Annotated in this window: 12 protein-coding genes and 1 pseudogene; 7 read left to right on the top strand and 6 right to left on the bottom strand. The window is 66.0% G+C overall.

What is annotated here, in order from left to right:
- Nucleotides 1-35 precede the first annotated feature (35 nt).
- The gene (locus P3T39_RS27275) at nt 36-206 is read right to left on the bottom strand and encodes a Tn3 family transposase (protein ID WP_280701603.1); all 171 of its coding nucleotides are present in this window, start codon (nt 204-206) and stop codon (nt 36-38) included.
- Complete coding sequence (locus P3T39_RS27270; protein WP_280701602.1) at nt 203-802, bottom strand: hypothetical protein; 600 nt, start codon at nt 800-802, stop codon at nt 203-205. Before P3T39_RS27270 ends, P3T39_RS27275 begins: the two co-directional genes overlap by 4 nt.
- 357 nt (nt 803-1,159) lie before the next feature.
- Between P3T39_RS27270 and P3T39_RS27265 the strand changes: the two genes are divergently transcribed.
- The 5 genes and pseudogenes from P3T39_RS27265 to P3T39_RS27245 all read left to right on the top strand — a co-directional run bounded on the left by P3T39_RS27265 (nt 1,160) and on the right by P3T39_RS27245 (nt 5,723).
- Complete coding sequence (locus P3T39_RS27265; RefSeq protein WP_280701601.1) at nt 1,160-1,543, top strand: hypothetical protein; 384 nt, start codon at nt 1,160-1,162, stop codon at nt 1,541-1,543.
- Nucleotides 1,544-1,605: 62 nt separating this feature from the next.
- Nucleotides 1,606-1,983: a hypothetical protein gene (locus tag P3T39_RS27260; protein WP_280701600.1), complete on the top strand. Its 378-nt coding sequence runs from the start codon at nt 1,606-1,608 to the stop codon at nt 1,981-1,983.
- A 193-nt stretch (nt 1,984-2,176) separates the two neighbouring features.
- Complete coding sequence (locus tag P3T39_RS27255; protein WP_280701599.1) at nt 2,177-3,226, top strand: hypothetical protein; 1,050 nt, start codon at nt 2,177-2,179, stop codon at nt 3,224-3,226.
- A 279-nt stretch (nt 3,227-3,505) separates the two neighbouring features.
- On the top strand, nt 3,506-4,159 hold the full coding sequence (locus P3T39_RS27250; protein ID WP_280701598.1) for a hypothetical protein: 654 nt from the start codon (nt 3,506-3,508) through the stop codon (nt 4,157-4,159).
- A 63-nt stretch (nt 4,160-4,222) separates the two neighbouring features.
- Nucleotides 4,223-5,723: pseudogene (locus P3T39_RS27245) on the top strand (IS1182 family transposase).
- A 419-nt stretch (nt 5,724-6,142) separates the two neighbouring features.
- On the opposite strand, the gene P3T39_RS27240 reads toward P3T39_RS27245, so the two are convergent.
- On the bottom strand, nt 6,143-7,624 hold the full coding sequence (locus P3T39_RS27240) for a DUF2079 domain-containing protein (protein WP_280701597.1): 1,482 nt from the start codon (nt 7,622-7,624) through the stop codon (nt 6,143-6,145).
- 1,624 nt (nt 7,625-9,248) lie between these two features.
- Between P3T39_RS27240 and P3T39_RS27235 the strand changes: the two genes are divergently transcribed.
- Both P3T39_RS27235 and P3T39_RS27230 read left to right on the top strand, forming a co-directional pair.
- Entirely contained in the window at nt 9,249-10,346 is a 1,098-nt protein-coding gene (locus P3T39_RS27235; protein ID WP_280701596.1) for an integrase core domain-containing protein, read from the top strand.
- On the top strand, nt 10,343-10,756 hold the full coding sequence (locus tag P3T39_RS27230; protein WP_280701612.1) for an ATP-binding protein: 414 nt from the start codon (nt 10,343-10,345) through the stop codon (nt 10,754-10,756). The genes P3T39_RS27235 and P3T39_RS27230 overlap by 4 nt, the downstream gene beginning before the upstream one ends.
- Nucleotides 10,757-10,849: 93 nt before the next feature.
- Here the strand turns inward: P3T39_RS27230 and P3T39_RS27225 are convergent, their stop codons facing one another.
- From P3T39_RS27225 to P3T39_RS27215, 3 genes are read right to left on the bottom strand one after another with little or no spacing between them, the layout of a single operon-like run.
- A complete protein-coding gene (locus P3T39_RS27225) occupies nt 10,850-11,596 on the bottom strand; it encodes a hypothetical protein (RefSeq protein ID WP_280701595.1) in 747 nt (248 codons plus the stop codon).
- Entirely contained in the window at nt 11,593-12,969 is a 1,377-nt protein-coding gene (locus P3T39_RS27220) for a putative T7SS-secreted protein (protein WP_280701594.1), read from the bottom strand. The genes P3T39_RS27225 and P3T39_RS27220 overlap by 4 nt, the downstream gene beginning before the upstream one ends.
- The gene (locus P3T39_RS27215; RefSeq protein ID WP_280701593.1) at nt 12,966-13,265 is read right to left on the bottom strand and encodes a hypothetical protein; all 300 of its coding nucleotides are present in this window, start codon (nt 13,263-13,265) and stop codon (nt 12,966-12,968) included. Before P3T39_RS27215 ends, P3T39_RS27220 begins: the two co-directional genes overlap by 4 nt.
- Nucleotides 13,266-13,401 lie beyond the last annotated feature (136 nt).

Raw genomic sequence — 13,401 nt, 5'->3', positions numbered from 1 at the left:
CAAGCCGGCGCCCCGCCACGACGTGGGCAAGACCGTCAAACGCGAACCCACGCTTCAGGCCCACCTCGCCGCGCGAGGTTAAAGATCAAGCTCAGATCGAGTGGGTCGATGACCTGGCCCTCGGCCTGAAGCTGGCGGACGGCGTCGGCGATAACCAGGGCGTTGTGGAAGATCACCAGGTTGGCCAGCAGCGAGATGAACTTCACGTCCTTCTCTCAGATTCCAGCTTCGACCGCACACCCTCGACCTTCGCGGGCACCACGGCCAGCCCCAGTGTCCCGGCCAGCTCCTGGGCCCGGACCCCGTCGCGGCCGAGCGCTGCCTGCGACTCCAGCACCATCATGATTCGCCGGTAGTCCGGCGCGAGCACCGCGACCGCCAGATCCTCACACCAGTGTGGCACCACCGACCTTGCCACCGCCCCACCCTTCGACGGGGCAGCATGACCACAGGTCACCGGCATATCCGGACCCCTCAGGACGGGCTGAGCCAGGACCTCGACCACCGTCTCCCGTGCGATCACCAGCCGTTCCACCGCGGCCTCGGAATCCTCCAACTCGGCCATGAACCGGGCCACCTCCTCCCGCAACCGCTCGACCCGCTCGCGAGCAGCAGATTCCCTTGCCTCCAGCAGACCGGCACCGACGCCATCGGCCAGATCCACGCGACCAGGAAGAAGCCAGTCGCCACATCTCTCCTTCGCCAGGCCGGAGTTGACGCCAAGCCAGCGATCGCGTTCGGCATGACAACGGCTTCTGAGATCATCTGGCGTGCCATCAGATCGTGGCGAAAAGTCCTTCAAGCCAAGGGACTTACAAGCCCAAGCTAGCCCACCTATGCGCTCTGCCTGCGGACGCCCCAAACTCACCGGCATGTTCTGATGGACTTTCACCCAGCTCAGAGGGCTTCCGACTCACGTCGGGACGATCGGATTTGAACCTACAGCCCCTTGCCCATCAGAAAAGTAACTGACAGTTGATCAGACTGACTGATAGCGTGCCAACTTGAGGCGGTCGAACACATGAGCTGATGATGCCAGTCAGCTCGGGTAAGCAAGAGCGGAATCACATCCTTCGGATGAGGCGCCGCTCGGGCGCGATTGCGTGAACACCTGTGTTCGGCACCCGCCGCTGACAGTGGACACCCAAGGGGGACTCTCATGAAGCATGCATCGAAACTCGTCGGCACGGTCGGCGCCGTCGCGTTAGCCGCCGGTCTGACCCTGACCGCCACCGGCACGGCCTCCGCGACATCCGGCGTCTGCACCGCCAACGACAACGTGTGGGTATGCAACAACTACGACCCGGCCGGGTACAACGCGAGCCTCCGGGTCCTGCCGGACAGCAACGTCGATGGGCACTTCCTCGACTTCAACCTGGTCTGCGGTTCCAAGCGCTTCGGCGACCGCGGCGGCTTCTGGGCCTACTCCAGCCACGAGGACTACTCGTACACGTTCGCCGTGGGCTCCCAGGGCACTTGCTCGGTGTGGCTCTACGACCGCACCTCCGGCGCCTCCTGGTCCTCGCCCAGTGTGACCCGCTGACGCCTGTCCTCATCCGGACAAGCGCGCACCACTGGCAGCGAACATCAACGAAGGGAAATCCCATGAAGCATGCATCGAAACTCGTCGGCATGGTCGGTGCCGTCGCGTTAGCCGCCGGTCTGACCCTGACCGCTACTGGCACGGCCTCCGCGGCGGACAGCTGCAACTACAACGACGACCTTGGGGTATGCAACTCCTACGACCCGCGCGGGTACGACGCGAGAGTCCAGATCGCACCGGACGGCAACATCAACGGGGACTGGGTGGACTTCAACTTGGTCTGCGGTTCCAAGCGCTTCGGTGACCGCGACAGCTTCCAGGCCTACCCCGGCCACAACTACACGTACACGTTCGCCGTGGGCTCCCAGGGCTCCTGCGTTGTGTGGCTGTACGACCGCACTACCGGGGCAGCCTGGGCATCGCCCAGCGTGAGCCGCTAGACCGCAATTGCGTTGAGGTGACGAGGTCACAGCTCTATGGGTCGTGACCTCGTCACCTGTGAACCACGCCGTGTGTGTAGGTGACTCAGCAGTGAACCCTGGGGCCCGCCGGACCGCCGTGCGGGCCCCAGCACGTTTCCCCCGGGGCACCTGCCCGCCCCGAATCTCCTCTCAACAGAAAGGAAGCCCCGCGGTGACTCAGTCGGCCCTGGGAATGAAGGACCGTCACATCGGCTCGCTTACTACGGCCTACCTGGCCGCCGCCCTGGCGCTGCTGCTCGCGATGCTCGGCTTGGCGCCTGTACCCGCGGCGCACGCGTCCGAGGTGGGCACGCCTCCGTCGGACGGCCCGCGGAGCGAACTGAGGCACATCATCGAGGATGTCACCCACGCCACTGGTGTCCGTTACCAGGCGAAAGACAGCGCGGGCCGCTCAATGGACTCGGCGAAGATCATCCAGGACTCATCCGGTAGCTACCTGGCGGTCTACCACGCCATGCTGGGCGACGGCCGCTTCCACGCCGCCGTCGCAACCTCTACCGACCTGCTGAACTGGACCTTCGTCCACGACTTCGGTCCAGGCAGCTCCCAGCCGACCATCACGCAGATATCCAACGGGGGGTACGTGATGGCGTGGGAGCAGGACCCGAGCAACCACATCGCGGTGCGCTACTACCCAGACCGCACCCAGCTGCTGTCCGGCAACGCCTTCCGCTCCTTCGATTCGCAGCGGACGCTGTCCCGGTGCGCCGAGGGAACGCCCAACATATATGACGTCCAACTGCTTCCGGACATCGACCACTCGGCAATCACAATCGGCGGCCACTACTACGCCAACTGCAACGTTGACCAGGAGATGAAGGCCCACCTCACCAACTTCTCCAACTGGTCCACCACAGCCGAGAACACCTTCGACAACGCGATGCTGTACTGGGGCGTCAGGGGCAACATTGGCGACCGCGATGCCATCAGCTACAAGGGCTTCCCCTACGGCGTCGTCGAGGGGCAGTACACCAAGAGCGACTTCCGGTCCTGGCGCGTGTTCCTCTATGACTACACCACCCTGAACGCTGACACCACCGCCATTACCACCACTGGCGGCAGCATTGCCTTCGCGAACCCGCACATCACCTCGCTCAAGCTCCCGGACGGCCATAACGCCGTCTTCGTCAGCCTCTTCCTGCCCAACGAGGGCGCGGCACCGGGCGAAGCCGGCCAGCTGATCTACTACCGATCCATCTGACCTCAACAGTGCTCAACTCGTCCCGCTGGCCACGCTGGAACGTTCCTTGAACACGGTCAGCTAGGAGCGTGGGTCAGTAAAGGGCAAGTGCTCGGGCGGCCGCGGTCGGCGCCACCGACGATGGTCGCCGGGGTGTGGCTGCTGCGGCGGGTAACCGTGTCCTGTCGGCCCGGGTATGGGCCGGGAGGTGGCCGTGGCGGTCGGCTGATCGCTGCCGTGAAATCGGCCGCCCCGGTAGGACAGTGGACCTAAGCCGGGGGGACGACGGATGATGGCTGGATGACTGAACGCGGACGGGCGGCGCAAGGAGACCCGGCGGCGGTGGCGCGGCTGGAGGCAGCCGTCGGCAGGATCGCCGAACTGACCCGCGGCCGGACGGCCACCGGCGTGTCCCACGTGGACGCGGACGACACCGTCGGCACCATCGGTACCGACGACGCGATCGGGTTTGACCCCTTCCCGCTGCTGCGGGCCCTGCACCGGTCGGGCGTGCGGGTCGCGGTGATCGGCCAGGTGGCTGGCATCATGCACGGATCGGTCGAGCTCACCGGTGACCTCGACCTGCTGTGGGACGGTGACCCCGCCCACGCCGCCGCACTCGCCTCGGCCTTCGCCCAGGTCGAGGGCGGTCCCGCCGTCCTCCAGGATAAGGACGGCCTGCCCGTGGCCTGTGAGGCCGCCTCTTTCCTCGGCCCCAAGGTGTTGTTCTCCACCGCCACCGCAGGCGGCGACTGCTGCACGCCCGCGCTTCCCTGGGGCGGGATCCCAGTCGCGGACTACCTCGCCCGCAGCCTGCGCGCGGTCGCGGACGACGGCCTGGAGGTCCATTACCTCCGCCTCGACGACCTGGTCAGCATGCGCCGAGCCGTAGGCCGTCCCAAGGACCACCGCCGAGCCGACGAGCTCGACCGCCTGGCCGTGGCCGCGCGTTAGGGGCTGGTTCGCAACCAGCAACCCGCCTTCTGTTCGTGATCATTGGCGCGCGATGATGTCGGGATGCGCGGCGAGGATGGGCTTTTCGAGGTCGAGCCGGTCGACAAGCAGCGGCCGCAGGCTCGTCCAGCGGCGGTGGACAAGCGGTTCCGGGCGTTCGACCCGCACCAGGTCCTGTTGCTCCCGCCGTCGCTGGACGACTGGCTGCCCGAGGGCCACCTGGCGCGGTTCGTCGCGGACCTGGTCGACGAGGTTCTGGACCTTGCACCGGTCTTGGCGGACTACACCGAGAAGCGCGGCTACCCGCCCTACGACCCCCGGTTGATACTGCGCCTGCTGATCTACGGGTACACCATCGGCATCCGCTCGTCCCGGGCGATCGAGCGCAAGTGCGCCGAGGACGTCGCGTTCCGGTTCCTGGCCAGCGGCCAGGAACCGGACTTCCGCTCGATCGCCCGGTTCCGCCGCCGCCATCTGGACGCGCTCGCCGACCTGTTCACCCAGTCCCTGCGCCTCGCGCAGAGACTCGGCATGGTCAAGATGGGCCGTGTCGCCCTGGACGGCACGAAACTGGAAGCGAACGCCTCCAAACACAAGGCGATGAGCTACTGCCGGCTCATCGACAAGGAGGAGCGGATCGAGGCCGAGGTCGCTGAACTGGAGGCCATGGCCGCTGCCCTGCTGACCGAGGCCGAAGCCAGCGACACTGCCGAGGACGCCGTGTTCGGCATCGACGGCAAGGACCTGGACCTGCCCGCCGAACTCGACCGCCGCGAGAAGCGCCTGGCCAAACTGCAGGCCGCTCGGGCCCAGATCGAGGCCGAGGCCGCTGACAAGGCCCGTGCCCACGCTCAGGAGAAGGAGCGCCGCAGCAGAAGCGCGCCAGCGCCGAGGACGAGCAGGCCGTCGCCGACGCGGGCGAGGCGGCCGCCAAAGCGGCCCGCCCCAAGCCGAAGGCGCAGGCCAACTTCACCGACCCCGATTCACGGATCATGAAGAACAGCGACGGCGCCTACATCCAGACATACAACGCCCAGGCCGTTGTCGACGAGGAACACCAGGTCATCACTGCCGCCGACGTGACGACCAACCCCCCTCGGACGCGCTGAACTACACCACGATGCTCGACCAGTCTGCCCGCAACACCGGCATCCACCCCAAGCAGGCACTCGTCGACGCCGGGTACTGCTCCGAGACGAACCTCCAGGCCGCGAAGGACCGCCAACTCATCCGCGAGACCGACACGTTCATGGCCACCGGCCGACTCGCCCACGACGAGCAGGTCCCGCCCGCACCGCGCGGACGCATACCGGCGACCGCCACGCTGAAGGAGCGCATGGCCCGCAAACTGCGGACCAGACCCGGCAAGGCCGCCTACAGCCGCCGCAAAGCCATCGTCGAACCCGTCTTCGGACAGATCATGACCTGCCAGAACGGCCGCCAACTCCTCCTGCGCGGCGAAGACGGCGCCCGCGCAGAGTGGCGCCTGCTGGCCGCCTGCCACAACCTCCGCAAGATCTTCCGACACGCCGGAACCGCCGGTCTCACCGCCGCGAGCGGCTGACCGCCCGGCCCCCGGCCCCTCCAGGCCCACACCCGGGCCGACAGGCCCCGGCCACCCTCCGCACCAGCCGGGCGTTCTCCGCCCGCAGCCGGGCCAGCTCATCCTCGGCCCCGCCGCCCTGCAACCCGCCACCGGAGGACGCTGTCCCTTCAGCCTCACGCACCCAGGTACGCAGGGTCTCGTGGTTGATGTTGAGGTCGGAGGCGACGGACTTGAACGTTCGCCTGCCCACCGACGCCTGCCACAGTGCGACTGCGTCGGCTCTGAACTCCGGACTGTACTTCGACGGCCTTGCCACGTGGATCTTCACCTTCCTGGATCTACAAGATCCATTGTCAGGTGTGTCCACATCGCGGGGGTCACCTCACCTACTTCGTGCCGGAGATGCCTGCTTCAGGGCCCGAGTCAGGTCGGGCGGCTCAGCCGTGGAATAGGCTATGTCCCACATCGGAAGGCACGATGTCCTGGACAGGTGAGCTGTTCTGGCCCGGGACGTGCTCGCCCGGAATCGGCTCCGAGGATACTCGGTGCAAAACCAGTACTCCGTCGTCAGACCAGATGGCCTCATACCCGTGTGCCAACAGGAGGCGTGCACGATCGACTTGCTCCCGGTCCGTGGCAAACGGGAACGAGCGCTCGTTGGTACGGATAAGCACGTAGTCCCGGCCTCGTGGCGTCTCGTCAACAAGCACGACATCCGTACGCGCCGTCAGGCGAGGAACGATCAGGTTATCGGCCTCGACGGACGCGCCGTCAGGGATGTGAGATGAGGCGCGGATCAGCGCAGCTTCGCTTGCTCCTGGACGCCAGGAATTTGGGTCGGCCAGAGAGGAAAGACCGAAGGGCAGGGCCGCGGCAAGTGAGACGGCTGCAGCCGCCAGGCCGAGCCACCTCGCGGTTCGGGCAGAACGCTCGCGAGCACTAAGACTCCCTACCGCCTCAAGTGCCGCTGTGACAAGGATAGGCCACAGGAACGCGTCGTAATGATGGGCCACAGACCAGTGGTTGGGGTTGGATGAAAGAATCCGCTCGGCAACTAGCGGCAGGGTGCACCATGCAGTAGCTGAGCAGATGGGCAGGAGGAAGGTTGTCCCGAGTAGCCAGAGGATCAGCAAGGGCTTGAGGGGTGTACTGAAGGCCGCCTCGAACAGGCAAAGTGGGTTGCTGACGACGTTGACGAAAGCGGCCCCCGCGTTGGGGCCGAGGGCATCGTAGTTCCAGTAGTAACCGGGTTGCCCTCCCATCGCGGGAATTAGCCAGTGGATTGCCACGACCGTGGCGGCGGGGCCGCCCAGGAACAGCGCCAGACCCGTACGTATCCCGGAGCGGTCTGAGCTGTGTCGGCTGCGCCAGAACAGCACTGCTCCATAGGCTCCTACCACCAGCCCCAGGTCCTCCTTGGTGCAGCAGAGCATGACTCCGGCTAGCAGAACCTGCCAATAGCGGCGCGCCATCGCCCCCTCGAACATGAGCAGAGTCAGTGGAACTGCGAAAGCGACCTCGTGAAACCCATTCTGCGCCGCGACGAGGAGGGGCCAGCCGAGTCCGTACACGAGGCCGGCGAGGTCCATGATCCAGAGCCTGGTCTCTTGCCCCTGTGCGATGAAGCATCGTGCCGCAATTCGCCTGATCACTGGTATTCCTGCGGCAAACAGAGCAGCCTGCCCAATAATCAGCGACCGAGGATCATCGAGGAACCAATAGAGCGGTGCAAGGAGGGCAAGGATCGGCGAAAAGTGATCCCCCAGGAGAGAGAATGAGGGCGGAAACTCGTGATGATAGCTCTTCGCCGGGGAAATTGGAAGACCGAAATGCGCATAGCCGCGTATACCTTGGTCGAATATGCCGAGGTCGAATCCTCCAACTTGGAGGGTGGTCCACTGCTGGAACCCGGTACCCACTACTGCGAAAAAGCAGATAAGTATCGTGATAAGTGTGCGATACCGCGCGGTGACACCCGAAGACGCCGGACCCCTTTTCGGTATAAGGAGTCTTGATTTCTGGCGGGGGCGCGAATCTATTTGGAGTGTCATATCATGCCTGCTCGTTTAGTGGGTGCAGATATTGCTCGCTCGGGCCACTCGGAAAGGGCGCACCGCTAGCCGCCATGGCTGGCTCGACATGCGAAAAGACGTCTTGTAGAAATGAATTCAAAAATCGGCGGACCGATAATTCCGTGAAGACAGGTGGACAATTTCCAGTGCAATTTGATGCCGAGTCCTGATCGTTTTGGCACCACCCACATTAGATAGGGCAAGAGGAAGATTCCGACGATCACGAGCAGGATTCGACTCCTCCTTACCCAGCGGCTGGCCACAAAGCCCGGAGCATGGTAGGACTCAGCGCAAAGAACGACTAGCATCGGGACACACCAGGCCCAGTAGTGGGTCCAACTGATCGGTGATTCCAGGACGCTGACCAGGCTGGTGCAGATGACATCCCATGCCTCGGCGCGGCGAATAACCGGGGCCGACCGGCCAGCCAACGTCGCAATCGCTAGGCCAACCGCAACTACGACCAGCGCGAAAGCGGTTAAGAGCAGCCCAGGGTCGTGCCAGCTGAGAGCGCGAGCGATCGTGCCACGCAGGGACTGATTGTCCACAATCACTGTGTCGCCTGGCGCGACTCGAGCCTCAGAGATATCTCGTCCAGAATCCCGGCTCGGGCCATACCCCGATTCCAGTGATCAGCAGTACTGCCCTTGCCTGGTGGCGGCGCCGCGGCCAGCCAGCCAGCCAGAGGTGTGCAAGCAGAGCCAACAAACCTATCTCGGCCACGGTGACTAGGATGCGGAGCATCGGAACGTCGAACCAGACGACAGGAGTGAACAGCATCGCCGCAAAGGAGGGACACACCGCGGCGAGATCCAACCTGGGGAGGCGCATGGCATAGAGGGTCATCGCCGTGTAGAACTGTCAAGTCCTCAGCCCAATAGACCATCATGTCTACCATGGTGAGGCCATGAAAGTGCCAGACCACGATGAAGAGAACCAGTGAGAGTGCCATGAGAGACGCCGCGTCAGTGACGCAGCGCGACGAGAGCGCAGAGCGGATACAGGGTTTGGCATGCCGTCAGCTATGCCAACCTGCACATCGAATACCCGTGGTATCCAGACCTCAAGACTCATTGATTAATCCCCCACTCGGATGGGCACGCCAGGTGTTTCATGGCGGCCCGAACTCCCTTACGGTAACGCAGTTACCTGGTTTCACAACGAGCGGGACCACGGCATACCGCTACAGTGCCAGTACAGGGTGAACCGCCCCGGGTTCGGTAGAGAGCTCAGATGGTGGCTGTGACCAGGGGTTTTGCGGTTGCCAGGTAGTAGTTGGCTTCGTACTCGACGGGTGGGATGTGGCCTATCTCTCCGTGGAGCCTGCGGTGGTTGTACCAGTCGACCCTGCCCTTGCCGAGAACCTCATCCGCCCTGGCGAGAAGCACTGTGAAGGTGCACAAGTGCCGACCACGTCGGTCAGGTCAGCGCTCTGGCGGAGCCGACGAGCTCCGCGGCATGATGATCGACCGTGCTGCTACGACTGGCGTACCTGGGTGTGACGAACGCGTTCGCGTTGCTGCGGCTGCTGCCGATGAGCGACCGTGAGAAGGACGTGGAGATCCTGGCTCTTCGCCATCAGATCAGCGTTCTGGAACGGCAGCTGAGCGGACAACGGGTCCGCTTCGAAGCGAGCGACCGGGCATTCCTGGCCGCGCTGCTGCAGGGACTGCCGACCCAGGTACTGCGTCGGATGCGGTTACTGGTGCGGCCCAACACCGTACTGCGCTGGCACCGCGACCTGGTCGCCCGCCGCCACGCCGCCCGGTCCCGGCCGAAGCGCCCAGGCCGACCGCGCACCGTACGCTCCATCCGCGCCCTGGTCCTGCGCCTGGCCGCAGAGAATCCGGAGTGGGGGTACCGGCGGCTGCACGGCGAGCTGCTCGTCCTCGGGGTAAAGGTGGCCGCGTCCACGGTGTGGGAGATCCTGAAGGAGGCCGGTATCCCGCCGGCACCCGAGCGGACCTCCAGCACCTGGGCCAACTTCCTGCACTCCCAAGCCGACGCACTCCTCGCCTGTGGCTTCTTCGAAACGGTCACCCTGTCCGGAGCCCGCCTGTACGTGCTCGCGGTCATCGGGCACGCCAACCGACGGATCCGGATCCTCGGCGCCACCGCACACCCGACCGCGTCCTGGGTCACACAGGCCGCGAAGAACCTCGTCATGGACCTCGAGGACGCCGGCTCTCGGGCGCGCTACATGATCCGGGACCGGGACGGGAAGTTCCCCGAACTGTTCGACGCCGTCCTCGCCGACGCGGGGATCCAGGTCGTGCTCAGCGGCGTCCGGATCCCCCGCATGAACTCCCTCATGGAGCGCTGGGTGCAGACCTGCCGCCGCGAACTGCTGGACCGGACCCTGATCTGGAACGAGCGGCATCTACTCCACGCCCTACGGGAGTTCGAGAAGTTCTACAACTCCCACAGGCCGCACCAGGGCATCGCGAACGCCCGCCCCCTCTGCGCGCTCCCCCAGCCAATCGACAACCCGAAGCAAATCACCCACCTCGACATACACCGAACCGACCGACTCGGCGGCCTCCTCCACGAGTACCAACATGCAGCCTGAACAGGCCGGATGAGGGTTTTCGGCAAGCGCACCGCCTCGCGCGTCGGCTCACGGTGCAGCAACTCATCGAGTGGGGCGAGCCGTACGAGACCGCCGAGCAGATCGTCGCCGAGCTCGCCGCCAACGCCGCCCTGCACGGCCGCGTACCCGGCCGCGTACCCGGCCGCAGCTTCAGGCTCTCCCTCTCGCTCGACTCGGGTCTCACGGGCTCCACGCTCCGCATCGCCGTCTCCGACCCGCGCCCGGAACGGCTCCCGGAGCTCCGGGCCCCCCAGGCCGTGTCCGGCGTGGAGGACGAGTCAGGGCGCGGCCTGCTGATCGTCGTGGCCCTCGCGGACCGCTGGGGTGTGGACCTCACCGTCCGGCCTCTCAAGACCGTCTGGGCCGAACTCGACATCCGGAGAGGGTAGTTACTATTGCGTCTGCGTTTGCTCCGCCACGGCCGGTCGCAGGACCCGGGCCGTACTGGCCGGGACCTGCGACCGGGTGGAGCTCCCAGGTGCTTAGCCGAAGGCCGCCGCGATCCGGGACTCGGTGGCCGGCGGGACGGCCGGAGTGGCGCCCGGTGCATCGCTCGGACGCCCGAAGTACACACTGTCCGCGATCTGCGCCAGCATGGCCACGTACGTGGGGAGCTCCGGCAGGGACGGCGTGCTGATCCGCATCACGAGCAGCGTGTCCGCGCCCTGGACGGGGATGTACACCTCCGCCTGGGCGAGTTCGAGCGTGGCGGGCGCCCCGGCCTCCTGGCTGAAGTCGCACACCTGGCCGTGGACGACCACCACTGCGGGCCCGCAGTGGACGTCGGTCCGGTACACCTCCTGCGCAGGGTCGGCCGACAGCATCTCGACCAGGGAGGCCGCGGCGATCCCGGCGTCCGAGGTGTCGGTCTTCTCGGCCAGGACGACCAGGTTCGCGGTGGCGAGCCGGTCGTCGTCGGTGCGGAAGTAGTTGATGCCCGCGTACAGCACGCCGTCCTCCAGCGCGCCGTCGGCGATCTCCGCGTACCAGGCGGCGACCGTCGTCCGCTGGTAGTCGGTGCCGCCGGCCCAGATCTCGGAGGCGATCTCCGCGTGGTGCGCGGCACGCTCTTCCTCGGACATCTCGAGTCCGAGGGAGTGGAACCAGATCGGGATCTCGAAGCGGACGTCCACGTCGTCGTCGGCGTAGAGCGGATCGACGGCAGCAGCCTGCGCGGGCACCTCCGCAGCAGCCGTCGCGGAGGCGTCGGGCGTGAACGGATCGGTCATGCGGGGCTCCCCGAAAGCTCATTCTTCAGCTCAGGCGCATGCAGTCCCAGACCTATGCCCTTGATGCCGATCTGCGTGCCACGCGACCACCAGGACATCGGGTCGAGCACGTCCTTGGTGGCGATCTTGCCGGCCTCGTCGACCATGGCCCAGCCCCCCTTGACCTTCTCCACGGTTTGGACGGTCATGCCCGGCAGCTTGGCTAGAGGCGTCCTGGTGACCACCGCCGAGAGGCCCTTGTGCAAGAGCGAGCCCTCCTTGGCCGCTTCGGTGACGGCCTTGGTTCCCTTGACGGTCTCCCTGGCCAGGCCGACGCCCTCCGCGGCCTTTGACAGGGCGTTGGCGCCCTCCGCGGCCTCTCCTGCAGCCTTGAGGCCGATCGTCACTCCCTTCGCCGCCTTGAAGGCACTACCCACTCCGGGCAGCGCGCCGACGCCGTCCATCACGAGGGTCATCGCACTGATGTTCGCCCCGCCGAGCTTCGCCAGCCCGTGGGCGCCGAGGGCGACCGCCGACGCGCCGGCCGCGGCACCGCCGAGGGCGGCGGACAGCGGCGGGCACCACATGGTCGCGAGCGCGGCGATGCCCAGGACGGCCGAGCAGGCGCCGGCGACGTCGCCGATCTTCTTCAGCAGATCGGCGTGCTTGTGCGCCCAGTTCTTGATGCCTTGGCCGATCTTCTTGAAGCCGTCCCCGATCTTGCTCCACATGCTCTTGTGCGGAAGGTTGTGGTCGGCCTTGCGCAGCGCCTTCGCGGTCTTCTCCGCGTCGTCGTGGTGGTGGTGCAGGAGCTCCTTGGCCTGCTTGACGAGGTGGTGGAGCTCCTCCTCCAGCTGGTGCAGCTCCGCCTTCGCCGCCTGCAACTCGCCGTCGGCCACGTGCAGTCGGTTCGAGGCCTCCATGATTTGCTGGTCGGCGGCCTCCAGCGCCTGGGCGTTGGCCTGGTACGTGCCGATCAGCTGGAGGGCCGGATCTCCGGCGGCCTGGTCGTAGCGGGAGGTCGCCTCGCCCTTGCGCGCCTCGGCCTCCTGGATGCGGCTCTTGAGCTCCTCCGCATCCGCCTCGTATCGCTTGGCCGTGTCCTGGTAGTGCGCCAGCGTTGAACTCCAGGAGGCCAGCTGGGTCGATGCGCCCTTCAGCGCGTCCACGCCCTGCTGCAGGTGCTTGGGCAGCTCGCCGACCTTCTTCGAGAACGCGTTGGCGGCGTCGCCCTGCCAGCTGCCGCTGCCGCTCGCGAGCGACGTCAGCGTGTTGTGGGCGTTCTCCATCGCGTTGGACGCCGAGTTGAGCTGGTCCACCAGGGCGTTCACGCCGCCCACGTTGCCCGGGGCCGGGTTGAAGCCGAGTGCCGGGTACTCCGCGTCCCCGCTCATGCGGCGCTTCTCGGCCGGAGGGCATCATTGATGCCCTGCTCGGACTCCGCGTAGTTCTTGCGGACCTCGTTCAGTCCGGTCGAGATCTGTTCGGTACCCTCGGCGAGCATCTTGATCTCGTCGCCCCAGCCGTGCTGGAAGTCGTCGCAGGCGTGGTCGAGCGCCTTGCTGCCGGTCGTCTTCGGGCCGGTGTCGCGCATCGCGTTCAGTGCGGTGTGCAGCTCCTGCTGACTCTGCTGCAACTGCTGCAGCAAGCGGTCGAGATCGCCGATCTCGACGCGGAAGAAGTCCCCCATTGCGCCTCAATCCCCACATTCTCTTGATCCAACAGCTCATCAAATGATAGGCGGATTCCAGAGGCCGAAAGACGCAGGTCATGGGTCCTTCGCCATCCCCTCACGCCCCGCAGCGTCGGCGAGCGGCAGGACTGAC

Origin of the sequence: Kitasatospora sp. GP82, from assembly GCF_029892105.1 — a bacterium.
Classification (GTDB): Bacteria; Actinomycetota; Actinomycetes; order Streptomycetales; family Streptomycetaceae; genus Kitasatospora.
This window is presented reverse-complemented; position numbering and strand designations above follow the sequence as displayed.